Raw genomic sequence first — 24,995 nt, forward strand, 5'->3', positions numbered from 1 at the left:
CGATGCTGCGGGCGCTTTATCCTCGAATGTAAGGTCTGAGCCCTTATGCAACGCTGGTATCGCGCCCCTGCCGGTTAACAGCCGCGAAGTGGCCCGGCCACCGTCAGCCCCTCCCTTGGGCTGGCGATTTGGCAAGTCTGGGCGCAACGATCATTCTGGGGATGTAGTTGGCAGGCATAAAGTGCGTCAGAACTGCCGTCGGATCGCCATCCCAGGGGCTGACGATCGCCTGCTTCGTGAATGGCAGCTTCGTCCGCATAGCAGACCTTGAACTTCAAGCACCCCGCGCGGTATCAAGGCTCAGAGAAGCCCCTTGAGGTACGCTCCATAGTTGGTCTTTTTGAACAGTTTCGCGCGGTCGGCAAGCTGGTCGCGGCTGATCCAGTCTTTTTCAAAGGCGATCTCCTCGGGGCAGCCGACCTGCTGGCCCTGGCGTTCGGACAGGGTGCGCACGAAATTGCCCGCATCCAGCAAAGAGCCATGCGTTCCGGTGTCGAGCCAGGCATAGCCGCGGCCCATCTGCTGGACGTTCAGCAGCCCGTCTTCAAGATACATGTCCAGAAGCGACGTGATCTCGAGCTCGCCGCGTTCGGAGGGCTTGACCCGGGCCGCGCGTTCGGGCGCCGTGCCGTCAAGGAAATAGAGCCCGGTGACCGCGTAGTTGGATGGCGGTTTGGACGGTTTTTCGATGATCGTCTTGACGGTCCCGTCGGCGGCGAAGTCCACCACGCCATAGCGTTCGGGGTCGGCCACGCGGTAGCCGAAGACCGTGCCGCCGGTTTCCTGTGCACTGGCTTCGGCCAGTTGCCGAGGCAGGCCGTGGCCGAAAAAGATGTTGTCCCCCAGCACCATCGCGGAGGGCGCGCCAGCAAGGAACTCCTCGGACAGGATATAGGCCTGGGCCAGCCCGTCGGGGGAGGGTTGCTCGATATAGGTCAGGCTGAGACCCCACTGGCTGCCGTCCCCCAGGGTGCGGATGAACTGAGCCTGATCCTGGGGGGTGGTGATGACGGCGATCTCGCGGATACCTGCGAGCATCAGCACCGACAGCGGGTAGTAGATCATCGGTTTGTCATAGACCGGCAGAAGCTGTTTCGACACGCCCATCGTGATCGGGTAGAGCCGTGTGCCGGAGCCGCCGGCGAGGATGATGCCTTTACGTGTCATGGGGTGCTTTCTAGAGTCCGGAGCGGAACCTGTCCTGGACGTTGTAGAGTTTGACGCAGCGGTGGAACTGATCCTGCATCGCCTTGGAGTAGTGGCGTTCCAGCATTGCCGTGATCTGCTCGATATACTTGGGCTGAAGCTGCGTGCGCAGCGACCAGGGCAGTTTCACCAGATCCATGCAAAGCGCTTCGAAGCGGTCGTGGTCCATGTTCAGATCGACGGCGAAGATATTGCCGTGATTGGCGATGGAGCGGATCCGCTTGTCGTCGGGGAACTGGTCGAACAGGTATTTGGGGCCGATGCCGAACATGACCTCCTGCAACTGGAACAAGCGCAGGTCGTGATGCACCATCAGTTTCGGACCGGACATGCGGGGGTAGAGCGCCATCATGTCGACCATCGGCCAGGGATGCTGGTGATTGGCGTCGATGAACGCCATGTCGAAGCTGCCCTCGACCTCGTGAATGTCGAGCGCGGTTCGGAACTTGATCAACTCGACATCAAGGCCTTTTCCGTCGAAGATTTCCGGCACGAGAAAGCCGTTGGGTTTGGACGTGTCGCCGAAGAACGTGTCGTCGTGATCCAGAGAGACGAGCCGCTTGCCGCCATGGGCGGCCATGAACCGCGCGATGAAACCGGTGGAGATGCCCGATGCCATGCCGATCTCGACAAAGCTTTCGGGACGGTGCTCGGCGATCAGCGATTGGATGAAGTCGATCTCGTCGGGGGCAACGGTGCCGTAGCCCGGCTTGCTGAGCCGCTGGCAGATCGACTGGATCTCGGCGAGCGCGGCCGGACCCGACCCTGCGGTACCTGTGGGGTCAGCCGGCGTGTTCGCGGCCGTGTCGTCGGGAGCGCCTTTGCGGCCTTTGCCGAACAATCCAAGCATATCAAGGCTCCTTCAGGGCTTTCAGAATGTCGTCGAGCCCCGAGCGCCAATCGGGCTGGGACAGGCCGAACACCTCAAGGGTTTTGCGGCAATCGAGCCGGGAATTCAATGGCCGTGCCGCAGGCGTGGGGTAATCGGTGGTCGGGATGTCGGCCACGGTGCAGTCGAGCCCGGCCCTGTCAAAGATGGCACGGGCGAAGTCGGCCCAGCTGACGGCGGGTGTGGCAGAGAAATGATAGGTGCCCGAGGCTGCGGGGTCGCGGCAGAGCACGTCGCCGATGTGCAGGCACGCGGCGGCGATGTCGCGGGCGGGCGTCGGCCCGCCGACCTGGTCGGCGACGATGGTCAACGCGTCACGTTCGGCCCCGAGCCGCAGCATCGTCTTGATGAAGTTCGTCCCGTGCGCCGAGACCACCCAGGACGTGCGCAGGATGGCGTGGACGCCGCCGGCGGCGCGCACTGCCTCTTCGCCTGCAAGCTTGGTGCGACCATAGGCGTTTTGCGGGCGAACCGCGTCGGACGGAGCCCACGGGCGGGTGCCGCTGCCATCGAAGACATAGTCGGTTGAGATGTGGACGAAAGGCGCGCCCAAATGCGCTGCGGCTTCGGCCATGCGGCCGGGCGCGACACCGTTGATGGTGTGCGCCAACGTCTCTTCCTCTTCGGCGCGGTCCACGGCGGTGTAGGCGGCGGCATTGATAACGAGATCGGGGCGATGCGCCTCGATGGCCGCGGCGCAGGACTCGGGATCGGCAAGGTCGGCCTGATCGCGTCCGAGGAAGATGGCGTCGGGGCTAGCCAGCCGCAATTCAGTTGCAACCTGGCCTGTGGTTCCGAATACGAGTGTGGTCATGTGTCCTTCTTCGTGTCGTCGGGGTCGATAGGGTAATCGAAGCGGGCGTAGTCATCGGCATAGATCTCGGCCACGCGGGCCATCACCTTGCGCGACAGCGGCACCCCTGGCTGGGCGTCGGGCAACCGGTCGGCCAAGCGATTTGCCGTGCCGATCTCGCGCGGCCCGTCATCGGTGCCGGCCTGCCGGTCCAACCAGGCAACCACGGCGTCGAGCCCGTCCTCGATCCGAAAGACGGTGGCGTTGGCCGGCACGGTCTCGACCATGGGTCGCAGGTGGCGGTGCAGGGCGTAAGGGGCCAGTGCAAGGCTGCGCGGCAGCGTTTCGATCCAGCGGTGAAACGGCATCGCCGCGGGCAGAGACCTTTCGACCTCGCGTTGGAACAGGAACGCCGAGCGCAAGCGGAGAAGCGGGTGGCGCACGGTGGCGAAAACGGCGTCGAAAAGCGTGTCGGGCAAAAGGTCGCGCCGCACGGTTTCGGGCATGTGCTGAGGTGGAGACAGCGACCATGCGTCGCCGTCGCTGCGCGCGGCATATGTGCCGTCATGCATCCCCAGCGCACCGAAGCGGTCGATCATGTAGCGTTCCACCGCCGTGCCCGCGCATTTGGGCACATGCGCGAAGTAAAGAAACTTTCCGTTGGGCAGGCGGGCTATTGGCATGGCTTTTCAAACTAGCTTTCGAGGCTTGAAGGCCTAAAGATGAGCGGCGGAGTTAGGGCGTGCCTGCCCATGCTGGAGTAGATTTACGCGGGGGCAGCGCATAGAACGGTTCGTTGGATTTTCTGTAGCGGATCGCGAATTTCCGTGATGCACTCATTTTGCGGACCCGAGCCTTTGGCCCACACCGTCGCGGTCCTGCAATGCCCGCCACCAAGGCTCGTTGTCGAGATACCACTGCACGGTCCGTTCCAGACCTTCCTCGACGGTGACAGACGGGCGCCAGCCTAGTTCCTGCCGGATGCGCGTTGGGTCGATGGCATAGCGGGCGTCATGGCCCGGGCGATCGGTGACGAAGGTGATCTGATCGGAATAAGTGCCGCTTTCCTTGGGGCGCTTGCCGTCGAGAATAGTGCAGAGGGTTTGCACCAGTTCGAGGTTCGTGCGCTCGTTCTCGCCGCCGATGTTGTAGCTTTCGCCGACGGCGCCTTTCTGCAGCACGGTCAGCAGGGCGTCGGCGTGATCCTCGACATAAAGCCAGTCGCGCACGTTGGAGCCGTCGCCGTAGATCGGCAGGGGCTTTCCGGCCAGCGCGTTGAGGATGATGACCGGGATCAGCTTTTCGGGAAAGTGGTAGGGGCCGTAGTTGTTCGAACAATTGGTCAGCACCACCGGCAGGCCGTAGGTTTCGTGCCACGCGCGCACCAGGTGGTCCGAGGCCGCCTTGGAGGCCGAATAGGGCGAGCGCGGGTCATAGGGCGTGGTTTCGGTGAACATCCCCGTGGGCCCCAGCGAGCCGAACACCTCGTCCGTCGAGATGTGGTGAAAGCGGAAGGTTTCGGGCCGACCGTTCGCATCCCAATAGTCGCGGGCGGCTTCGAGCAGGGTGTAGGTGCCCATGACGTTGGTGTCGATAAAGGCGCCGGGGCCGTCGATGGAACGATCGACATGCGATTCGGCGGCCAGGTGCATGATGGCATCGGGCCGGTACCGCGCCAGCGTTGCATCGAGCGCGGATCGGTCGCGGATATCGGCCTGCACGAAGCTGTAACCCGGATCGCCGGCCACGTCGGCGACGTTGTCGAGGCAGGCCGCATAGGTCAGTGCGTCCAGGTTTACCACCGCGTGACCTCGTGTAATCGCGAGGCGCACGACCGCCGAGCCGATGAAGCCGGCACCGCCTGTCACCAAGAGCTTCATTTCGGGCCTTCCCAGGTGAAGGGGCTGTCGAAATTGGCGAGAAGGGGGGCGGCGGCGTCCTTGTCGGACAGCACGGCGTCGCCCGAAAGGTTCCAGTCGATGCCGATATCGGGATCGTCGAAGCGCACCGCGCCGTCGCAGTCCGGCGCGTAGTAATCGCTGCACTTGTAGACGATCTCGGTGTCGGGGTCGCGGGTGGCGAACCCGTGCAGGAAGCCCTCGGGGACCAGCAGTTGCAGGCCGTTTTCGAAACTCAGCTCATAGCCGACCCACTGGCCGTATGTCGGGCTACCCTTGCGGATGTCCACGGCGACATCGAAGAGCCGTCCGCGACCACAGCGCACCAGCTTGGCCTGGGCATGGGGCGGCGACTGGAAATGCAAGCCGCGCACGGTGTCGGTCTGTGCGGACAACGAATGGTTGTCCTGAACGAAGTCTATTTCGATCCCGTGCGCGGCAAGTGTCTTGCGGTTCCAGCTTTCGCTGAAAAAGCCGCGCGTGTCGCCGAAGCGAGGCGGTTCGAGCAGCAATACGCCGGGCAGAGCGGTCTTGGTGACTTTCACTGAAGCTTCCTTGTGACTTTGCCCTGCCCTTAGCAATCGAGGGGGCGGTTGTCACGCAAGAAGCCCGGCGGGTAGTGTCAGCCTGTCGGGAAACCGCCGGTCTCAGGTTGGGTGTCTGACGATGGATCGGCGGTGCGATGGTTTGGCTCTTCATTGCCGAGGTCGCGAAGAACATCTTGGGCGCTCAGGTTAACCGGGGCCAGAATGCGGCCAAGGCCCGGTACATCGACAAGGTGATAGTCAGGATTGCTCATGGTTTACCTTCCGAGTGTTGCCATTGTGAAAAGCCGGTTGGAGCCGAACCGGTTTTCCAGGTGCATACGCGGCGTGGCGCCGGTCGTGTCGATGGCCAGGTTGATGCTGCCATCGGGACCTGTCGTGCCGGTCAGCGGACCCGAATGAAAAGTGATTTTGCCGGCCGGATTCGAGAACATCTCTCCAAAATTCCCTGCGCCGTTCAGAGAGCCGGTGATCGAGAACAGGAAATAGTACCCCTGCAGGTTCATGCCCAGCCACATCAGGATCCTCGCCGGGCTGGAGAACGGTATGTCGAAACTGTAGGTCGTATCGTCCATGACGAAGACGTCGCGAAAGAAAAGCTGGCCGCTGGGCACTTGGAGCGCGCCGTTGTCGGCCGAGGCAATCAAAGCGGAACGGAACGTGGTGCCGTCGTTTGAGACCTTGACGGCGAAGTCGTCGCTGCCGGTGGTGCCCATCTCGGTCCGGCCCGAGAAGCCGGTTTGAAACAGCAGGCTTGCGGTGTCCGAAGCACTGTTCTTGTTGATCTTGAGCTGGTGGCCGGCGCTGTCATGCGTCAGCAGTGTGGCGTCGGCGGCGACGGCCAGGCGGTTCGTCGTGTCGGCGGATGCGTTGAGACCGAGCTGCGGCAAGGTTTCGGGCAGCGCGATATCCTGCCACGCGGTGCCATCGAATCGCAGGGTCGCGCCGGTCGAGGTCACGTCGGCCCGCCACCCGGTCCGCGGCGCAAAGAATTCCCAAACGCCGTCGGTGAACAGTGCGATGGCATTGTCCTGCCCGGCCCACGCGCTCTGGCCGGTCGGGGCCACGATATAGCGCACGCCGTCGTCCGGGTTCGAGGGCGGCGTGGCCAGATCGGCGCTCGCGACGCTGAGCTGGGTGACCGCGTCGAGAACGCGCAGCGCCTCGTTGTGAGTGACGTGTTTCTGCGCCTGAGACGGTTGGATGAGCGGCAGGCCGAGGGTGGGAGAAGTGTCGGACACGTGAACGATCCTTTGTTGCATAAAGCCGCGACGAGAAATGACGCCGGCGCTCTAACACAGTGTAAAGCGACCGCGCTTTGCCCGAGCGTGGTCGTGCAACACCGGATGTTCGGGGCAGGTGGCCGAGGACAGTTCAATTCAGTGAAAATTGGCCTGAAAAGCCCGCATTGAGACGCAATCTTACTCTGCATGAGGCCACGCGGGGGTGGTGTTTCTTTCCTTGAGGAAAGGGCGATCCCCGCCTTTTCCGTCATGGTGGAACGGAGTGAGGAATGCCGCGCGTCACATTGAACGGCCAAGGGGCGGTCCAGGTTGCTGACAGTGACCTGCTGGTAGGTTTGACGGACCTGGAGATCGGCATGGAAGGCGGCGACCCGGTGCTCTACGCCGCGGCGCGGGGGGGCGGCGCGTTGAGCCGTTTCATCTTGGGAAATGGGGACGGTCCGGCCAGCCTGCAGGGCAGCTGGGACATTCCGACAGGCCTGTTGCAGCTGGAGAGCTCGGATATCGCCCTTGTCGACGGGGCGGGTGGCGTCACCGGGGTGATGGTCGCCGGACTGGCCGATGACGATCTGCGCGGGCGGGTCGATACCGGCCACGGTCTTGGCGGGTCGATGGTCTACGATGCCGGCGCCTTCGATCTTGGTGACATCAGCGAGATCGTGATGGCGCCGGACGGTGTGTCCGGCTTGGCGGCGTTGCGCGGCGGGGGGCTGGTGCAGCTGTCATTCGCAGGCAACGGGCAGGTTTCTGTGCTTGCGCCGGCCGGCCTGGGAGCATTGAGCAGTCACAGAGCCAGCGCGGTGTCCTGGATCGAGGCTGGTGGCACCGATTATGCCGTGGTCACGTATGCCGGGTCGGATGATGTCGCGCTGCTGCGGGCGGGCAGCAACGGGCGCCTGTCCTTGGTGGATGTCGTGGGACCAGCCGAAGGGGCCTGGATCGACAGGCCGGGCGCGGTGGTGACACTGACCGCGGCGGACGGCGTCACTTACGCTGTCGTGGCGGCCTCGGGCAGTTCTTCGCTGACGGTGCTGGCGATCGAGGGCAACAGGCTGCGCCCCGTGGACCACGCGATCGACAGCCTGGACACCAGGTTTGACGATGCCGACCACCTGGCGGTCGTGGAAATTGCAGGCCAGTCTTTTGTCGTTGCGGCGGGCAGTGACCGTGGCCTGACAGTGATGTCTCTTCTGCCGGGGGGGCAATTGCTGGAGGTGGCGACGATCCCGGCCAGCCTGGAGACGCCGCTGAACGGGATTTCGGCGCTGGACGCGGTCGTGGTGGGCGATACGGCTCGCATTTTCGTGGCGACGCAGGGGGCGCCCTATCTGGTGGAGTTCGAGTTCACGCTGGAGAACGCAGGTCTGACCCTGGCGGGCACTGCCGGGGCGGACCGGCTGACCGGAACGGGCGGCGACGACATGATCGTGGGGGCCGCAGGCGACGATACGCTGTCCGGCGGTGCGGGGGACGACGTGATCTCGGACGGGGCCGGAGCCGATATCCTGATCGGAGGCGCCGGTGCGGACATTTTCGTGCTTGGCGCAGACGGTCAGATCGACCGGATCAACGACTATCAGTCCGGCACCGATCGGATCGAGTTGCAGGGGCCGCAGCCGGGGCTGGGTGCCGATGATATCCGCGTGGTCAGCCGCAGCTGGGGTGCCGAACTGCATATCGGGGACGAGATGGTGCGCGTCTACTCTGCGAGCGGTGCATCCTTGTCCCTGTCCGATTTCGCGGGCGGTGCGGTCGGCATGACCGCCAGCATTTCGACCCGGTTGTCGGATTACCCCGATGACAGCCCGGATTACGGGCCGGAGACCGGCAGCGCCCTCGCGCCAACCTTGCGTTATCAAAGGCCCTCGTTCGATTTCCCGCAGTTGCCTGAGCCGTTTGTGGCCGTCAGCCCGGCCAGCGCTCAGATGGGCGGCACCGGAAACGACATCCTGCAAGGCGCCCAGACCGCAAGCCAGATTTCCGGCGGCGGCGGCAATGACCGGATCGTCGGCTACAACGGCGCCGATATTCTGACGGGGGGCGCCGGGTTCGACACGATCATCGGCCATGGCGGCAACGACACGATTTCTGGCGGTGACCATGCCGACGAGATCGAGGGCCGGGCGGGCGATGACGTCATCACCGGAGGCGACGGGTACGACAATCTGCGCGGGGATGTCGGCAACGATTCCATATGGGGTGGGCGCGGACCCGACCGGATCTGGGGCGGCGACGGTGATGATTGGATCGATGCCGGTTTTAACTATGGACCCTCTGTCGACGGGGTCGAAGGCGGTGCAGGCAACGATACGCTCTTTGGAGGTGTCGGGTTCGACCTGTTGATCGGCGGGGCCGGCGCAGACGCGATAGACGGTGGACTGCACGCCGACAACATATTCGGTGATGACGGCGCGGACATGCTCTATGGAAACGACGGGTTCGATCGGCTGTTCGGCGGTGCCGGCGACGACCAGCTTTACGGCGGCGCCGGACCCGACACCCATTTCGGTCAGGGCGACAATGACCGGATGTGGGGTGGCTCGGGCAACGACCGGTTTTTTGGCGGCACCGGCAACGACTATATTGTCGGCGAAGAGGGCAACGACACCTTAGGCGGAAACGCGGGGTTCGACACGCTGATCGGTGGCGCGGGCGACGATCTGCTTTACGGTGATTTCAATGCCGATCGCTTTGTTTTCGAGACGGGTCACGGCCACGATACGGTTGTCGGCTTCGACGCCTTGAACGCGCTGGAGGTCCTGGATTTCAGTGACCTGAACATGTTCTCTGCGACGTCGGACGTCATGGCGCAAGCGGCACAGGTGGGCAACAACGTGATCATTGCCACGGGCGCGGACAGCTCGATCACGTTGATCGCGGTCAGCTATGGTGACCTTGATGGCACGGACTTCCTGTTCTAGGCGTCAGGACTGGCCGTCGATCCACTTTCGGCACTGCACGAGGCTTTGATTGATGACCTGATGCATGTCGAGATACTGGTACGTGCCGCACCGCCCGATAAAGCTGAGCCTGTCATGGCGGGCCGCTTCGTCGGCGTAGCGGCGGTACACGTCCTGAAAGCGACCGTCGGCGGTTTTGACCGGGTAATACCGCTCGAAATTGTTCTCTTCGTAAGAGCACGGTTCTTCCAGGGTCACGGTCGTATCTGGCCCCGGATTGACCTCGTGGCAAGGCAGAAGGGCCCAGCGTGTTTCGCGCGTCATGGGGCCATCATCGGTGTAGTTGACCACCGCGGTACCGTCGATTTGATCGCGCGGGCGCTTTTGGGTGTGGAACCGTATCGAGCGATATGGCAGTGCGCCGAAGCACTGATCGAAATATTCGTCGATCGCCATGGCATTGAAGCACCAGTGCGCATCGGCTTGCATCGCCTTGTCGAAGGGGGTGTCGAGGGCGACCGATATGTTGGGATGATCGAGGATGCTGTGGAACAGCGCGGTATAACCGTCGCGGGGCAGTACCTGATACGTGTCGTCGGGGAAATAATTACTGGTGTAGTCGTGGCGCAGTGGAATACGGCGGACCACCGAGGCGTCCATGTCTTCCAGTTCCAGTCCCCACATCTTGCGGGTGTAGGGCCGGAAGAAAAGGTCAGTCAGGGTCGGACCGATGCGGCTGAGAAGATACTCTGCGGCATTTGCCGGGTTCTCGATCGGCTGGGCGACCGACTCCAGAAGTGCGTTCACCGCGTCGGCGTCGGGAAGCGGCACGTCGTAGAGCATTTCCAGCGTGCGGCGGTTGACCGGGAGCGGCACCAGACGCCCATCGTCCAGCTGGGCCGTCACGCTGTGGCGGTAGGGCACCATCGCGCCAAAGCGGGAGATCCAGTCGAAAACCTCCTTGTTCTGCGTGTGAAACAGGTGCGGACCATAGGTGTGGACGCGCACGCCGTTGGCATCGACCGCATCATGCGCGTTACCCGCGATGTGATCGCGCCGGTCGATGATCTGGACCCGCCAGCCGGCTTCGGCAAGGGTGCGGCCATAGACAGCGCCGGCAAAGCCCGCCCCCACGATCAGGACAGGGCGGGGCCCGTGAATGGGAGGAGATTGGTTCAACTGCGTTCCTTCAGGAGCTTGTCGAGCGCCTTGAGGTCGATTTCGGGTTGGTTGTCGGAATTCTGGTGGCCGTTGAACCCGGCTACGTCATGTCCGGCGGCCACCGCGCAGCGTGCGATGAAGGCCGGGCCGTGCGGGGCGCCGGTGATCTCGGTGAAACGGCTGCCCGAGGGCATCATGATCATGTTCATCAGTCCGGCCCCGTGAACGCCGAGGATGTCGGTGGTGTTGGCCCATAGGGCGAATTGGTCTTCGACGGCCAATTTCGATACTTCGATCACCTCGTAGCCATGTTTCTCGGCCAGCGCCTCGTAGTCGTCCATGTTGACGAACTCGCGCCCGCCACCGCCTTTGCCGTCGCTGCGCGAGACGCAGACCTTGCGCGATGTGCCGTCACGATAAGGTGCGAGTGCGGTGCGCAGGCGGTCGGCCAGAGTGGCGATGGCTGCCGGGTTGAACCGCGTAGACGAGCAGAAATTCGCAGGCCATACAAGCTCTTCAACCTCGTAGACGCGGCCGGCGGCAAGTTCGACGATCTGGTATCCGTCAAACGCCTTTTCCAGAAGGGCGCGCTGCATCGGGAAGCGACAGCGTGGGGCCAGTATCTTGTGTTCGGCAGGGTTGATCGCCCCGACCTCATCGTAATGGATGCGCGACAGAACGTCGTGGATGAAGTGTCCGTAATTCGCCGCCGCGTTCGTGATCAGAGAGAAGGCCTTGCCCGGCATCTCTTCGCGCGGGCCACGGGCGTTTATCAGCGCCTCGCCGGTGTCCGCGTCGAGATATTTCAGGGTCGTGCGGACATGCCTCTGCTGCCAGGGTTCGAGATGGAACGCGCCGTCGTAGTAGTTGTAAGAACCGCCGGGCATGAGCACGGACCCATCCGCGCAAAGCTGTGCTGCTTTGATCACCGCGGCCCTTGTGGGCAACAGGTCCTGTGGTTTGCGCCAGTTTTCGGGAAGGCCGGGATACGCCTTTGCGTCTGTCAGGTCGAGCGGCGCGGCACCATCGTCAAAGCGCCGGATGTCGTGCCCCGCCTCTTCCATCTGGTCGAAGGTGACGTGGCGGACATGGGACAGGGTCAGGCCGTCCGTAGGGATATCTGGGCGCGCATCGGGCACAATCTCGGCAACGATCTGCGGCACTTTTTGATCCGGGCGGCGGCGCGGAGCGCGGGCGACGACCTGTTCCGAAGCAGGAACGAACGCGAGGAATTCCGGCACGCGGTCGGTGCGCGCGCAGAATTCCATGAAGGCGCGATGCTCGTCGCGCTCCCAGCCCGGGAAATTCAGGTACTCGTCGAAGACAATGATGGTGTCGTCGTCGATCTGGCGTTCCAGTTCGGTGAAAATCGTAACCGTGCCGGAATAGATGTCGCAATCGACATGCAGAAGTTTCACGCGCTCTGGGTGGGCCGCGACGAAGCCGGGCAGCGTGTCCTCGAAGAGGCCAACGACCAGGTCCACGTTCTTGCGCACCTTGGGCAGCGCATCCTGCGCGAAGGCCCCCTTGGGAAAGCCGGGGCGCCAAGTTTCCGGCAGGCCAGTGAACACGTCGAAGCCGTGGACCGGACCTTTGTGCAGATCGGCCAGTTGGTTGACCGTCCCGCCCGAGGCAACGCCGAATTCAAGCACGAGACCGTCGCCTTTGGCTTGGGCCATGGCCCATGGATACATCTGGGTTTTTTCGGGGAACGGACGCGCATGGGTGAAATTCGCGCTGGCAAAAGCCGCCGACGTCTGGGCAGCGAGAAAGTTGCCGACATCCATGATGTTATGATGCTTGCCGATCCCCGGAAAGAGTCGCGCGGGCGGCTGCGGTCCGCGCTGGGCGGGCTGAGCCTGTGCGGCGGCAGGCGCCGCCGGAGCCGAAGGGGAAGCGAGCCGGCGGCTCAGGGAATTCAGAAGTCTTTTCATGTGCGCGCGTACACGTCCTCGTAACGGGTTATGTCATCTTCACCGAGGTAGCTGCCGGTCTGCACCTCGATCAAAACCATCGGCACCTTGCCGGGGTTTTCCATGCGGTGCACCGCACCGAGGGGGATGTAAACCGATTGGTTTTCGGTGACCAGATCTTCCTTGCCGTCGATGGTGACCTTGGCGGTGCCCTGGACCACGATCCAATGCTCCGAGCGGTGATTGTGACTTTGCAGGCTGAGGGCGGCGCCGGGATGGACGTGGATGCGCTTGACCTGAAACCGGCCGCCGAGGGCGAGACATTCGAACCAGCCCCATGGGCGGTGATCCTTGGGGAACTGGGTGGCCTGTGCGGCGGACTTTTTCTTGAGCGCGGCGACGGCGTTCTTCACGCTTTGGGCCTGGGAGGCGTGGGCCACGAGAACCGCGTCGGGCATGGCGACCGCCACGATATCCTTCAGTCCGATGCCGACCAGTTCAAGTTGATCGGATTCCGATCGCAGCAGGGTATTCTCGCAGTCAAGCGCCGTGGCGGGGCCGCTTGTGGCGACGCCGGCGCCGTCCTGCGGGCTTTCTCGCCAGATGGCATCCCAGCCGCCAAGATCCGACCAGCCATGCGTCAGGGGAACGACAGACAGGTTGCTTGAGCGTTCCATCACGGCGAAGTCGATCGAGATATCCTCGGCCTTTGCCCAGGGTTCGGGAGCGAGACGCAGAAAGCCCAGGTCCGGCGTTGCATCGTCCACCGCGGCGCGCACCGGGTCCATCAGGTGTGGCGCAGACTCGGCATAGGCGGCCAGAATATCGCTGGCCCGGAAGAGGAAGATGCCGCCGTTCCAAAGGTGGCGCCCGCCGGCGACCATCTCGGCTGCGCGCGTGGCGTCAGGTTTCTCGATGAATCGGGACAGGGCGACGGGCTTGCTACCATCGGGATCTTCGGCAAGTTCGAGGTAGCCATAGCCGGTCTCGGGATAGTCTGGCGTGATTCCGAAAGTGACCAGCTGGCCGGCCTGGGCCGCGGGTACGCCGGCCCTCACGGCATCCCGAAACGCGTCGGTATCGCTGACCGCATGGTCGCAGGGCGCCACCAGCATCAGCCCGTCCGGGTCGGTTTTTGACACCAGAAGTGCCGCTGCCAGGATCGCCGGCGCGGTATTGCGCCCCTCGGGTTCCAGCAGGATGGTGCCGGGTTCGACGCCGGTTTCCTGCAACTGCTCGGCGACGATGAACCGGAAGTCGGATGCGGTGATCACCAGCGGTGCCGCAAAATCGGGTCCCGACAGGCGCCGCGCCGACCGTTGGAACAACGTGTCCTCGCCCCAGATTGGTGCAAACTGCTTGGGGTATGATTTCCGGCTCAGCGGCCAAAGCCGGGTCCCGGATCCGCCGCACAGAAGCACTGGTGTGATCATGTCGCCTTGCCCTTCGTCACTCATGTAAGTCTTTCATTCGGAAACGACGTCCGTGTCAGCACGCTCTTATCCTGCCCGAACCACCAGTTACAGGAGGTTTTTTCCGGTTCGCCTGTGCGCAGTGTGAAACGGTCGGAAGGATTCATTCGGCAACCTCGGCACGCCCAAGAAGGCTCCATACCAGATCTTCGAAGGTATTTGCCTGATCTTGGAAACTGCGTATGCCCTTGATGGGATCTATCCCGCGCGCGGCGTTCAGGCGATGCTCCAGCCTGGAGTGCAGGACCTGTGGCGGAGCGCCGATCGGTATGAGGTCAGCGGGATTGGCGGCAGAGTGTTCGGTGGTGCCGCCACTGTCGGTCTGGATCACGTCGATGCCGCGGGCCAGCGCCTCGCGGATGGCAAGGCCGAAGGTTTCCTTCCATTGCGACATGAAGAGGAGCACGTCGATATTGGCATAGAAGTCGTCCATCCCATCCTGCGAGAAACGCGGCAAGAGCCGCCATTCGCCGGGCAAATCGGAGAAATCGTGGCCGCGCCACCAGCTTCCGTCGATGCTGCCGTCGACAAGGTCGACGCGGAAATCGGTACGGTTCAGTGTCTGGAACGCGGACCGGATGGTGGGCCACCCCTTGATCTGCGACGGCCCGCCGAGAAAACCGAAGACCACGCGCGGATCACGGGCCCGCCGCGCCGCCTGGCGGGTATAGAAATCGGGCGCCGGCAGTTGCACGCCGTTTTCCCATACGATTCCCCGACCGGGGGCAAGACCGGACGATTCACAAAGCTCTAGGGCAAAGCGGCTGGGATAGGTGACGGTGTGGGCACGTTCGGCGGCCTCTTGCAGGGCGAAAAAGCGGGTGCGCGTGGCGTCGTGATCACTAACGCATCCTTTGCACGCCTCCACATCCACCGGGAACTGACCGCAATATGTATTGTCCATCCGGACCATGAACTGGCGTTCGCAGATCCACCAGAAATCATGGATCGACAGGATGATCGGAACGCTGGCACGATCGGCCGCGCGCAATGCGCCGACGCCCATTTCCTGAATGCAATGCACGTGCATCAGATCGGGCGACAGCTCGGCGATCAGGTCGTCGAGCATGGTCTCGACCCGGGGATTGTCCCAGAATTCCCTGACGCTGCGGCCCGGCGGCATGTTGATCAGATAATTGTCGATTCCGTTCACCTGGGATCGGATGACCGAGTAGGCCGCCAGTTCCGCCCGTGAAATCAAAGATACGGCGCTGATGCGCGCCCGGCCACCATCATGCAGGGCGCGGGCGACTTCCTCGGCGACAACAGTGGCGCCGCCATAGGAAAACGGCGCGAAAAAGATGTTCGCGATCAGGATATGCGGCTGTCTGCCGGTCATGTCTCGATCCAGTCCAATACTGCCTGGTCGATGATATGCGGCGCCGGTTGGGCCGCCCATCGCGTTTCAAGTTTTCTGCGTGCCGCTCGTCCCATTTCGTGGGTCGTTGCCCGATTATTGGACAGTTTTTCCAGCAGTTGCCGCCAGTCCGCCGGGGTCCGGGCCACATGACCTGTAACTCCGTTTTCGATCAGGCATTTCAAGTCGCCGACATCACTGACGACTGACGTAAGCCCGACCGATGACGCGTCGATGACACGCACGGCGCTTTTGCAGCGGTTGAAGATATCGTCCTGAAGCGGCATCACCGCCACGTCGCCGGCGGCCAGGTGGGTCAGGTATTCCTCGTAGGGCAGGAACTTGTAATGCTCGGTGCGGCTTTGAATCGCGGGCGGCAAAAGCTCTGTGCGAAAATGGCCAAGGATGCGGAGGCGGCGATCGGGTGCCGCGGCGACGAAATCGGCCACCGCGTCGGCGATGATCTCGAAATCGGCCTCGTGTCCCTGCGAACCGCTGGCAAACACCAGGCGGAATAGACCGTCGTCGTCCGCTTCTTCGATGGCGTCCATCGCGGCGCGGCCATCCGAAAGCGTGCTTTCGTCGGCGAAGTTGCGCCGCATGTGAACGGGGCGGCCGGTAAAAAGACGCGCATGATCGACAAGGCCGGGGGTGGACACGGTGACCATGTCGGCACTGTTCATCATCTCGGCATAGCGCGGTGCGACCGACAAGAAATGCGCCTTCAGACCCGGATCGAGCGCGGTCATGTTGTTGTAGGTCTCATAGGCCGAGACCGAGAACAACGGATCGTCGATATCGTACAGAACCGGCAGGCCGAGTCGCCGCGCCTCGTAGCGGTACATCTGGGTCAGCGGCATGGCCTCTAGCCGGTATTCGCAAAGATGGGTGGCGGTCTGAAGCAGCTGGGCCGAGCGGGGGACGTCGCCGTAGTGCGAATAGTCGCATTCCACGCCCTGCGCGCGCCAGAAATCGGCAAGTTGCTCGATCCGGTACTTGCGGCACTGCGGCAGGTTCAGATCGCCGATCAGTGCGATCCTGGGCGGCCTGGTGCGGTCACGAATCACGTGAAAACCGCCGCCGCGGGCCATGTCGGCCCAGACGCCCTGAAGATAGGCCTCGGGGCTGTGGCCCTGCGCCGCCGAGGGATTGAGATGGCTTGCGCCGATCCCCTGTAGACGCCGCGCCGCATAGAGGCGAGCCTTGCGCAGGGCAGGCCGGAAACCTTCTTGCTTGATGGTCGAGACGAAACGGCGGGCCAGCGACAGGTAAAGAGATTGCTTCATTAAAGGTCCGGTTTCAGGCTTTGCAACTGAGGTCCGAATAAACTAATCCAGCACCGATCACCACAGGGGACGGCGTAAGGCGGAACATCGGGTTGGACGACATTCAGATCCTTATGGCGGTCTACGATGGCGCGCCTTACTTGCCCGATCAATTGCGCAGCCTGTCATCGCAAAGCACGGCGGGGTGGCGGCTCTTGGCCAGCGACGACAGTGGCGGCGCGGACAGCCGCGATATCATCGAGCGTTTTGCCGTGGACGTGCCACAGCAGGTGCGGGTCATCCGCGGACCGAAATCGGGTTTTGCGGCGAACTACCTTCATCTGATCCGGCACGCCGAGCCTGGGCCGGTTGCGTTTGCGGATCAGGACGACGTCTGGCTGCCGGACAAGCTGGCCCGGGCGCGAGAGGCTCTGGATGAGTTGCCCGCCGACCGTCCCGGTCTTTACTGCGCGCGGCTTCAGCCTTGGAACGGCACCGAAGGCGACAGGCAAAGGCCAATGCCGAAGCGGACGCGTCCCCTGGGCCTTGAAAATGCGCTGATAGAGAACGTCGCGGCGGGAAACACGATCGTGCTGAACCGCGCGGCCGCAGAGGCGGCCCGAGAGATCGCGCCCAAACTGGGAGCGATTTTCGCGCACGACTGGTGGCTGTACCAGCTTGTCAGCGGCATCGGCGGCACCGTGGTTCACGACAATGGGCCGCCGGTGGCGCTTTATCGGCAGCATGGCGGCAACCTGATCGGAGCCGGCCGCGGGCCGCTGGCGCAGATCCGGCGCAAGCGTGCCGTGCTGCGCCGGGCTTTCGCCGAACGGCTGACGCTGAACGCCGCGGCGCTGGAGGCCTCGCGCGACCGGCTGACGGCAAGGAATGCAGAGTTGTTTGACGGGTTCGAGGCGGCGCGGCGTTTGCCCCTGGGGCCGCGTCTGGCCGCGTTCCGGCGGCTGGGGGTTTATCGCCAAAGTCCGCTTGGGACGGCTGGATTTTTTGGAGCGGCGGCGCTTGGGCTTGTCTGAGCCGCATATCGTGCTTGTCGGCGGCGATGGCCGCCCGTCCGGCGTGCCGCGCCACATCACAGATCTTGTGCGCGTTCTGCAAGGGCAGGCGACCGTCACTGTCATCAGTGAAGAGAACCGCGGCGGATATGACGAAATCGAGGCGCTGGGCGCACGGCATGTCGCGGTGCCGGGACTTGCCAGCACCCTTGACCCGCGACGCTGGCGTCTGGGCCGCGCCGCGCTAGCGGCGGCGCTGAACGCGTTGCCGGCCGATCTTGTCTGGGGCCATGCGCGCCTGCCGGTTCTGTTCCTGCGACAGCTGCACCTGTCCGGTCAATGGCCGAGGTCGTTCCGGTCGCGCCTCGCGCTGACCTATCACGGCTTGCCGTTCGGGCCGGGCCACCGCTTTGGCACCGGCCCGATCGCACGGCGGACTGAAAGGGGCCTGCTGAAAGCGTGCGAGCCGCTGGACCTGATTTTTCTGACCGAGTCGCAAAGGGACCGGATGCAGACCGCGATGGGCGCCGCGATGATCGGACACCGATGCCATGTTCTGGGCAATGCATCCCATCTCGGCCCTTGGCAGCCACAGGAGGGCGTGCGGCGCAAGGGGCGCCATATCGTCATGACCGGACGGGTCGGCTATCAGAAGAACCTGACCGCCGCCTTGCGCCTGATGCGGCGCCTGCCGGACGACATCACGCTGAGCCTATGCGGTGCGGGCACAGACGAGCCGCGGTTTGCCGCGCTGGCGCGCCGGGTGGCGGGGCCGGCGGTGGACAGGGTGCGCTTTCTCGGCCCTGTCGCGGATGTGCGCCCAGTGCTGGCCTCTGCGGACGGGTATATGCTGACCTCGCGCTACGAGGGGCAGCCGATCGGGGCGCTGGAGGCCAGCGAATATGGTTTGCCGCTGATCCTGTCGGAGTTCGAGGGCGCGCGGGCGCTATCGAAGGATCATCCGCTGACGATACGATTGCGGGGCGGCCCGGCCGAGCAGGCCGCGGCGATCGATGCAGGTCTAGCCCGATTTCGATCCGATCGGGAACGATACCAAACCGAAATCAGAGCGTTCTGGTCCGCGCGGTATGCGCCGGAGAGATTTGCGGAAGATGCGCAGGCGCTGGTGGCGGAGATGCTGGCGGAGCGTTGAGCGACGCAGATGTGAAGCGCATCGAGCATCCGTCAGGTCGGGCGCGGCTTTTTCATGTTCGCCTCGTGATGTTCCAGTGCCTCGTCGACATCATCGTAAAATTCGACATGGCCGTTTTCCAGAACCACCGCCATGTCGCACATCGCCTTGATCATGGGCGGAGAGTGGGACACGACGACCGCGCCTGCGGTGCGCCGCCGCTCGGCGAACAACTCGGTGCTTTTTTCCCGGAACGAGCCGTCGCCGACGGACATGACCTCGTCCACGAGGTAGGTATCGAAGGGGATGCCCATCGAAACGCCAAAGCTGAGCTTGGATCGCATCCCTGAAGAGTAGGTCTTGAACGGCATGTGAAAATGACGGCCAAGCTCGGCAAAATCCTGGACAAACTGCACCAGTTCATCGGTGTCGACGCCATAGATGCGGGCCACGAACCTTGTGTTCTGCGCCCCGGTCAGTTGCGGATGGAATGTTCCTGCAAACCCCACCGGATAGGAGATCGTGCCGGTCGACAGGACGCGGCCGGAGGTTGGGCGCAAGGCCCCGGAGATGATCCGCAGCAAGGTCGACTTGCCGGCGCCGTTGCGCCCCAGAAGTGCCACGCTTTTCCCCGAGGGAAAAACCGCCGTCAGATCGTCGATCACGGTCTTGTAGCCTTGCCGCATGGGAAAGCGTTTCGACAGCCGATCAAGCTTGATCATGGTCCGCCCTTTCAGCGCCGATCGCGAAGGCTGTAGTAGATCAGAACGCCGATGGCCCATCCGAACAGAAGAAACAGGGCCGACAGCAGCATGATGTTCATCCGTTCTGGGAACTGGGCGCTTTCGGCCAGGGTCGGGCGGACGTGCGGCGCCAGATAGCGGCTTTGGCGTTGTGCTTCGGCGCGCGCGGAATCGTAGGCTGCCAAAGCACTGGTGTAGGCGGCCTCGGCAAACTCGCGGTCCACGATCAGGCTTTCGTATTCGCCAACGAGATTTGCGAAAACCTCGCCGCCTTCGCTGGAACTGCCGAGACCGAGCTTGCGGCGTTCGGCCTCGATGCGCGATTCGATCACCTCGACCCGGCGTTCGGCCTGGGTGATCCTGGGATCGTTGGACTGGGTCGTGGATTGCAGCAGGTCGAGATCGATCAGAGCCTCGGCAAGTTGCTGCTGAAGGTTCACCAGCAGACCCATCTGGTTCTGCGTGTCGATCGTCGGGTCGACGATCTGCGTGCGGTTGCGAAACTCGGTCAGCGCGGTGCGTGCGGTTTTCAGCCGGTCCACCGCGACCTCGAGTTCGGCTTCGGCATAGCCGATCGCGTCCTCGCGGGCGATGGCGGAAAGCTGGTTGATCATCTTGGTCGACTCGTCCAGCACCGCCTGGGCGATATCCCGCGCATCCTGCGGGTCGAAGGCCAGAACGCGCATATCAATCAGGCCCGCGCCGCTGTCATAGATGATCGTGACCTTGCGTTCCCAATGGTCGACAAGATCCTCGATGGTGCCTGGCGCGTCATACGCGAAGACCGGATCGCGAGACGTGGGCACCCGAGACCAGATCGCGCGAAGATCGACGGCCTGGTCGATTTCCCTGACCAGTTCCTGACTGGTAAGAAAGTCGTTCAGGATGTCGGTGTCCGAAGAGCTGCCGGAAGAAAGGTCGGTGATGCCCCCGAGCAGTTCGATGGCCGAGCTTGCCTCTTCGGTGCGGACTGAAAAGCCCAGGTGAGAGGCATATTGGTCCGCCGCGCGCAGCCACAGATACCCCGCGACCAGCATGACCGGCACCAGCCAGCAGAGAAAAAAGCTGAGCACCAGACCAAAGTGGCGTCGCCGCGGTTTGGCCATGGCCGCGGGCGGTGGAACCTTGGAATCGCTACGGGCCTCTTCTGGTGCGGGTTGGCCGACAGGCTGAGACGGCACCAGGGCCGGTGCGGAAGGCGGGTTTGACATGTACGCTGGACTTTCCGGCCTTTAGGGATGATCTTGAACAACTGAGCCGACCATAGTCGAACTGCAAAAGCGCTGCCACCACCTCTTTCCCATGACTGACGTCAATTCGCCTTCGCCGCACGATCCTCGCCTGACCGAGGACGAAGAATCGCAACTGCGCGAGGTGCGTCTGCCGTTCGCGACTTTCCGTTCGGTGTTTGCGCTGATGCTACGGGAAATGTCGACGTCTTACGGCCGGTCGCCGGGGGGCTACATCTGGGCCGTGATCGAGCCGGCCGCCGGGATCGGCCTGATGACGTTCATCTTTTCCGCCGGGTTTAGACACCCTCCGCTGGGCACGTCCTTTCCGCTGTTCTATGCGTGCGGTATGCTGCCATTCCTGATGTACGGCGATCTTGCGATGAAGCTGGCGCAGGTCCTGAACTTTTCGCGCGCCTTGCTGGAATATCCGAGAGTGACCTTCGTCGACGCGTTGATCGCGCGCTTCATTCTTAATGTGATGACGCAGTTCATGGTCCACATCGTGGTCATGGCGGTGATTCTGACCTTTTTTTCCGACGATGTGTCCATCGATGTCGGCAAGGTGGCGACCGCCTATGTCATGCTTATCATATTCTCCGTTGGCGTGGGCACGCTCAACAGCTTTTTGTTCGTATCCTTCCCGGTCTGGCAAACATCCTGGGCGGTTCTGAACCGGCCGATTTTCCTGATTTCGTGCATGTTCTTTCTGTTCGAAACGGTACCAGAGCCCTACAGGAGCGTGTTGTGGTACAATCCGCTGGTCCACCCGATCGGGATGATGCGCGACGCGTTTTATCCGTATTACAACCCGACCTATGTGTCTGTGACCTATCCCATTATGCTTGGCCTGATTGGCCTACTGGTGGGCCTTTTTTTGCTGAATCGGTACCACCGGGACATCCTTGACAAATAGGCGCTATACTCTCTGGCTGCGGTCTTGTAGCCGTGCGGGAACAGCGCTCTGGCGCTCGCTAGCAATGTTGAAGATTGAGATATGATGAAGTTTGGAACATCCGCCCACGACATAAGATCGGCCATTCTGGTAAACCGCAATGTCTTTGTGAATTTCGAGAAGGCTCCGACCAAGCCGGTGGAGTTGGCAATGCAGTCGGCACGCGTTCCCTTCACACCATGTGAGGCGCAGGCGCTGGAAGAATATTCGTTCGTCAGCCGTGTCGAGTTGCCGACGGACTCCCTGAACCAGGCCATGCAGACCCAACCGGCCGAGACAAAGCCCGGCGAAGTGGCGGCGCTGTGGGTGAACAACCTGATGGACTGGGCGCTGCCGGGCACGCAAACGATCCAGATCATGGTCGTGCGCCGCGAGTCCCCATGCAAGATCCATATCGATCGGCCGATCACCGTGGACGTGGAAGAGCAGGGCTTATGTTTCAATGCGCTTCTGGGCGTGCACCGGGCAACGGCGCGGCTGAAGGTGACGTTTCAGCATGTTGAAACCGGCGTGGTGTCGGAACGCAGGATCGATTTCGACCCCGCGGCCCTGGGCGGGCGGAACGCGAGCGAATATCAGGACGTCTCGATTCCGTTGCCAGCCGGCAGCGGCCGTTTCGAGATACGTCTGACGGTGAACTATTCCGATTATGTAGATGACGGAAGCGGAAGCGAACCTTTTCTCTTCCTTTCGGATGTGCATGTCGGGCCGAACCGTCGAGGGGGCGCGAGAGGCAGGCTGAATCCCGAGATGCTGGTGGGCGACAAGATACCCAGTGGTGGTGTGTGGCTGTCGGCTTACTTGCCGGCGATACCGGCGCCGGAAACCACGTTCTCGGTTAATCAGGGGGGCAAGGGTGAAAATTTTTCTCTGCCCCCCGAGGCAGAAATCAAGGTTGATGATAGCTCTGGGCATACCCTGGTGGTGTCCTGCGCCGCGCCTGCCACGCTGTCATTGTTCGTGAACGGACGCCATGACCAGCAGGTCAGCGTGCAGCATGGGCAGACGCCGCTGCGGATTTCGGAGGGATACCTGGATGGTCATACCCATCATCTGAGCTTGCGGGACGCATCGGGAACCGTGGCGTATTGGGAAAGTCAGCTGTTGATGCCGAAGATCCTGACGCCGGCAGACGTGCTGCAACGCGAAAGCTCGGCCCCCTTCCCGGACTCGATCTTTCCGCAAACAGGGCGGCGTTTTGCTGGGTTGAAGGCGCTGTTCACGAGCGCCGCCGGAAAAGCGGAAGACAGCCTGGACATCGCACAACTCGCACATGCGTTGGAGACCGTGGAAGGCGGCTACGACAACGTCAAACTGAAGCCGCTGTCCTTTCCGAAGGTGGACAAGCCTCTGGTGTCCATCGTCATCCCGGCACACAACAAGGTCGAAGTGACATATCTGGCGTTGTGCTCCCTGTTGCTGGCGCCAAACGACGCCAGCTTCGAGGTGATCGTGGTCGATGATGCTTCGACTGATGAGACCGCGGAGCTGGAGAATATCGTCTCCGGGATCACGGTCTTGCACAACGAGGAACCGCAACGCTTCATACGGGCCTGCAATGCGGGCGCGTCGGTGGCCAAGGGCGACTACATCGTTCTGCTGAACAACGATGTCGAGGTGACGACCGGCTGGATCGACGAGCTTCTCGGAGCGTTCGAGCGGTTCGATTACGTCGGCCTGGCGGGGGCCAAACTACTGTATCCCGATGGCAAGCTTCAGGATGCAGGCGGCATCATCTGGGGCACGGGCAATCCGTGGAACTATGGCAACCGTCAGAACCCTAACGATCCGCGGTTCTGTTACGCACGGCAGGCCGATTACCTGTCCGGCGCGGCCATGATGGTGCCCAAGCAGATCTGGGACGAGGTCGGCGGGTTGTCGCAATACCTGGAGCCGATGTATTTTGAAGACACAGACTTTGCCTTCAAGGTGCGCGAAGCGGGGTATACCACCTGGTTCGTGCCGTCCTCGGTGATCTACCACTACGAGGGCATGACCTCGGGCACGGACGTGTCGAGCGGCTTCAAGCGCTTTCAGGAAGTCAACAGGCCAAAGTTCAAGCGGCGCTGGGCGAGTGACTATGCCCGGTTTGGCCGCGAAGGGCAGAGCCCGGACCTGGAAAAAGACCGCGGCATCGTCGGGCGCGTGCTGTTTATCGACTACACCACGCCTCGCCCGGATCAGGATGCGGGATCTTACGCCGCGCTCCAGGAAATTCGTCTGGTGCAGTCGCTGGGCTACAAGGTCACGTTCCTGCCCGCCAACATCGCGCATTTGGGCAAGTATACCGAGGACTTGCAGAAAATGGGCGTCGAGATGATTTACGCCCCGTTCTACATGAGCGTGCAGGAATACATCGCACGCCACGCGGCGGATTTCGATGCCTTCTACATCACGCGGTTCTACGTGGCGAAGGACGTGTTGCAGCAGATCCGTATGCTGGCGCCGCAAGCCAAGGTTCTGTTCAACAATGCCGACCTGCATTTCCTGCGAGAGATTCGCGCTGCCCGGTCGAGCGGCGACGAAGATCGGATGGAAGTCGCGCGCCAGACCAGGACAGCCGAGCTGGATATCATCAACCAGGTCGATATCGTGCTCAGCTACAACGAGATGGAACATGCCGTGATCGAAGCCTACACCGAAGGCGCGGCAAAAGTGATGCACGTGCCATGGGTCGTGAACCTACCGGAGACGATCACGCCGCTTGAGGAAAGGTCCGGTATTTCGTTCCTGGGCAGTTTCCGTCATCACCCGAACCAGGAGGGTCTGTTGTGGTTCGCGCGTGAGATCATGCCGCTTTTGGCCACGCAGCGAAAGGACCTGGGGCTGTCGATCTACGGGGCGCGGATGACTGACGAGATCATGGCGCTCAAGGGGCCGTCGATCGACCCGGTCGGCTTTGTCGCCGACGTCGCCGATGCCTTTGACCCGCACCGCATCTTCGTGGCGCCGCTTTTGTCCGGCGCCGGTATCAAGGGCAAGGTTCTGGAAGCGCTTGCCCGGGGCACGCCTTGCGTTCTCACCCCGGTGGCGGCGGAGGGTATCGGTCTGCGCGATGGGCAGGAATGCTTTATCGCGCGTACGAATGAAGACTGGATCGAGGCGATCAGAAAGCTGGATAGCGACGACGAGCTTTGGCACAGGATGTCCGAGGCGGCACGCACCTACATGGCCGAAAACTATTCGTTCCGGAAAGGGCGCGTGCTTATGCGCGAAGCATTCGAGGCGGCGGACCTGTTCCTGCCGAACGCACCGGTTCGTTGAATCTCGCGTACGTCCG

General features: G+C 62.6%; 20 protein-coding genes. 5 read left to right on the forward strand and 15 right to left on the reverse strand.

The window, feature by feature from the left end:
- Positions 1–300: 300 nt before the first annotated feature.
- From rfbA to XM53_RS04545, 8 genes are all read right to left on the reverse strand, one after another.
- Complete coding sequence (gene rfbA / locus XM53_RS04515) at positions 301–1,167, reverse strand: glucose-1-phosphate thymidylyltransferase RfbA (RefSeq protein ID WP_057790727.1); 867 nt, start codon at positions 1,165–1,167, stop codon at positions 301–303.
- Positions 1,168–1,177: 10 nt separating this feature from the next.
- Complete coding sequence (locus XM53_RS04520) at positions 1,178–2,056, reverse strand: class I SAM-dependent methyltransferase (protein ID WP_057790729.1); 879 nt, start codon at positions 2,054–2,056, stop codon at positions 1,178–1,180.
- Between the two features lies 1 nt (position 2,057).
- Positions 2,058–2,909 carry a dTDP-4-dehydrorhamnose reductase gene (rfbD, locus tag XM53_RS04525; RefSeq protein ID WP_057790731.1) on the reverse strand — a complete coding sequence of 284 codons (852 nt, stop codon included), beginning with the start codon at positions 2,907–2,909 and terminating at the stop codon, positions 2,058–2,060.
- The gene (locus XM53_RS04530) at positions 2,906–3,571 is read right to left on the reverse strand and encodes a sulfotransferase family 2 domain-containing protein (protein ID WP_057790733.1); all 666 of its coding nucleotides are present in this window, start codon (positions 3,569–3,571) and stop codon (positions 2,906–2,908) included. The genes rfbD and XM53_RS04530 overlap by 4 nt, the downstream gene beginning before the upstream one ends.
- A 153-nt stretch (positions 3,572–3,724) precedes the next feature.
- On the reverse strand, positions 3,725–4,768 hold the full coding sequence (gene rfbB, locus XM53_RS04535) for a dTDP-glucose 4,6-dehydratase (protein ID WP_057790735.1): 1,044 nt from the start codon (positions 4,766–4,768) through the stop codon (positions 3,725–3,727).
- Positions 4,765–5,331, reverse strand: a complete 567-nt coding sequence (gene rfbC / locus XM53_RS04540) for a dTDP-4-dehydrorhamnose 3,5-epimerase (RefSeq protein ID WP_057790737.1) — start codon at positions 5,329–5,331, stop codon at positions 4,765–4,767. Before rfbC ends, rfbB begins: the two co-directional genes overlap by 4 nt.
- A 77-nt stretch (positions 5,332–5,408) precedes the next feature.
- Entirely contained in the window at positions 5,409–5,585 is a 177-nt protein-coding gene (locus XM53_RS23390; protein ID WP_160321360.1) for a hypothetical protein, read from the reverse strand.
- A gap of 3 nt (positions 5,586–5,588) precedes the next feature.
- Positions 5,589–6,572, reverse strand: coding sequence for a DUF2793 domain-containing protein (locus XM53_RS04545; protein WP_057790739.1), 984 nt, complete (start codon positions 6,570–6,572; stop codon positions 5,589–5,591).
- A 272-nt stretch (positions 6,573–6,844) separates the two neighbouring features.
- Between XM53_RS04545 and XM53_RS04550 the strand changes: the two genes are divergently transcribed.
- Complete coding sequence (locus XM53_RS04550; RefSeq protein ID WP_057790741.1) at positions 6,845–9,496, forward strand: calcium-binding protein; 2,652 nt, start codon at positions 6,845–6,847, stop codon at positions 9,494–9,496.
- A 3-nt stretch (positions 9,497–9,499) separates the two neighbouring features.
- On the opposite strand, the gene XM53_RS04555 is transcribed toward XM53_RS04550, so the two are convergent.
- The 5 genes from XM53_RS04555 to XM53_RS04575 all read right to left on the reverse strand — a co-directional run bounded on the left by XM53_RS04555 (position 9,500) and on the right by XM53_RS04575 (position 16,664).
- The gene (locus tag XM53_RS04555) at positions 9,500–10,654 is read right to left on the reverse strand and encodes a UDP-galactopyranose mutase (RefSeq protein ID WP_201455385.1); all 1,155 of its coding nucleotides are present in this window, start codon (positions 10,652–10,654) and stop codon (positions 9,500–9,502) included.
- A complete protein-coding gene (locus tag XM53_RS04560; RefSeq protein WP_082630735.1) occupies positions 10,651–12,570 on the reverse strand; it encodes a glycosyltransferase 61 family protein in 1,920 nt (639 codons plus the stop codon). Before XM53_RS04560 ends, XM53_RS04555 begins: the two co-directional genes overlap by 4 nt.
- Positions 12,567–13,982 carry a mannose-1-phosphate guanylyltransferase/mannose-6-phosphate isomerase gene (locus XM53_RS04565; protein ID WP_057791258.1) on the reverse strand — a complete coding sequence of 472 codons (1,416 nt, stop codon included), beginning with the start codon at positions 13,980–13,982 and terminating at the stop codon, positions 12,567–12,569. Before XM53_RS04565 ends, XM53_RS04560 begins: the two co-directional genes overlap by 4 nt.
- 142 nt (positions 13,983–14,124) lie before the next feature.
- Positions 14,125–15,360 (reverse strand): glycosyltransferase, encoded by a 1,236-nt coding sequence (locus XM53_RS04570; protein ID WP_057790744.1) that lies wholly within the window; start codon positions 15,358–15,360, stop codon positions 14,125–14,127.
- Positions 15,357–16,664 (reverse strand): glycosyltransferase, encoded by a 1,308-nt coding sequence (locus tag XM53_RS04575; protein ID WP_057790746.1) that lies wholly within the window; start codon positions 16,662–16,664, stop codon positions 15,357–15,359. Before XM53_RS04575 ends, XM53_RS04570 begins: the two co-directional genes overlap by 4 nt.
- Positions 16,665–16,756: 92 nt before the next feature.
- Between XM53_RS04575 and XM53_RS04580 the strand changes: the two genes are divergently transcribed.
- On the forward strand, positions 16,757–17,677 hold the full coding sequence (locus tag XM53_RS04580; protein ID WP_057790748.1) for a glycosyltransferase: 921 nt from the start codon (positions 16,757–16,759) through the stop codon (positions 17,675–17,677).
- Positions 17,664–18,809 carry a glycosyltransferase family 4 protein gene (locus tag XM53_RS04585; RefSeq protein ID WP_236544418.1) on the forward strand — a complete coding sequence of 382 codons (1,146 nt, stop codon included), beginning with the start codon at positions 17,664–17,666 and terminating at the stop codon, positions 18,807–18,809. Before XM53_RS04580 ends, XM53_RS04585 begins: the two co-directional genes overlap by 14 nt.
- Before the next feature lie 32 nt (positions 18,810–18,841).
- On the opposite strand, the gene XM53_RS04590 is transcribed toward XM53_RS04585, so the two are convergent.
- Both XM53_RS04590 and XM53_RS04595 read right to left on the reverse strand, forming a co-directional pair.
- On the reverse strand, positions 18,842–19,510 hold the full coding sequence (locus XM53_RS04590) for an ABC transporter ATP-binding protein (protein ID WP_057790751.1): 669 nt from the start codon (positions 19,508–19,510) through the stop codon (positions 18,842–18,844).
- 11 nt (positions 19,511–19,521) lie between these two features.
- Complete coding sequence (locus XM53_RS04595; protein ID WP_057790753.1) at positions 19,522–20,637, reverse strand: hypothetical protein; 1,116 nt, start codon at positions 20,635–20,637, stop codon at positions 19,522–19,524.
- A 196-nt stretch (positions 20,638–20,833) separates the two neighbouring features.
- Between XM53_RS04595 and XM53_RS04600 the strand changes: the two genes are divergently transcribed.
- A complete protein-coding gene (locus XM53_RS04600) occupies positions 20,834–21,676 on the forward strand; it encodes an ABC transporter permease (RefSeq protein ID WP_082630741.1) in 843 nt (280 codons plus the stop codon).
- Positions 21,677–21,757: 81 nt separating this feature from the next.
- The gene (locus XM53_RS04605; RefSeq protein WP_057790755.1) at positions 21,758–24,979 is read left to right on the forward strand and encodes a glycosyltransferase; all 3,222 of its coding nucleotides are present in this window, start codon (positions 21,758–21,760) and stop codon (positions 24,977–24,979) included.
- The last annotated feature ends 16 nt before the right edge of the window (positions 24,980–24,995 follow it).

The sequence above is a fragment of the Roseovarius atlanticus genome, assembly GCF_001441615.1.
GTDB lineage: Bacteria > Pseudomonadota > Alphaproteobacteria > Rhodobacterales > Rhodobacteraceae > Roseovarius > Roseovarius atlanticus.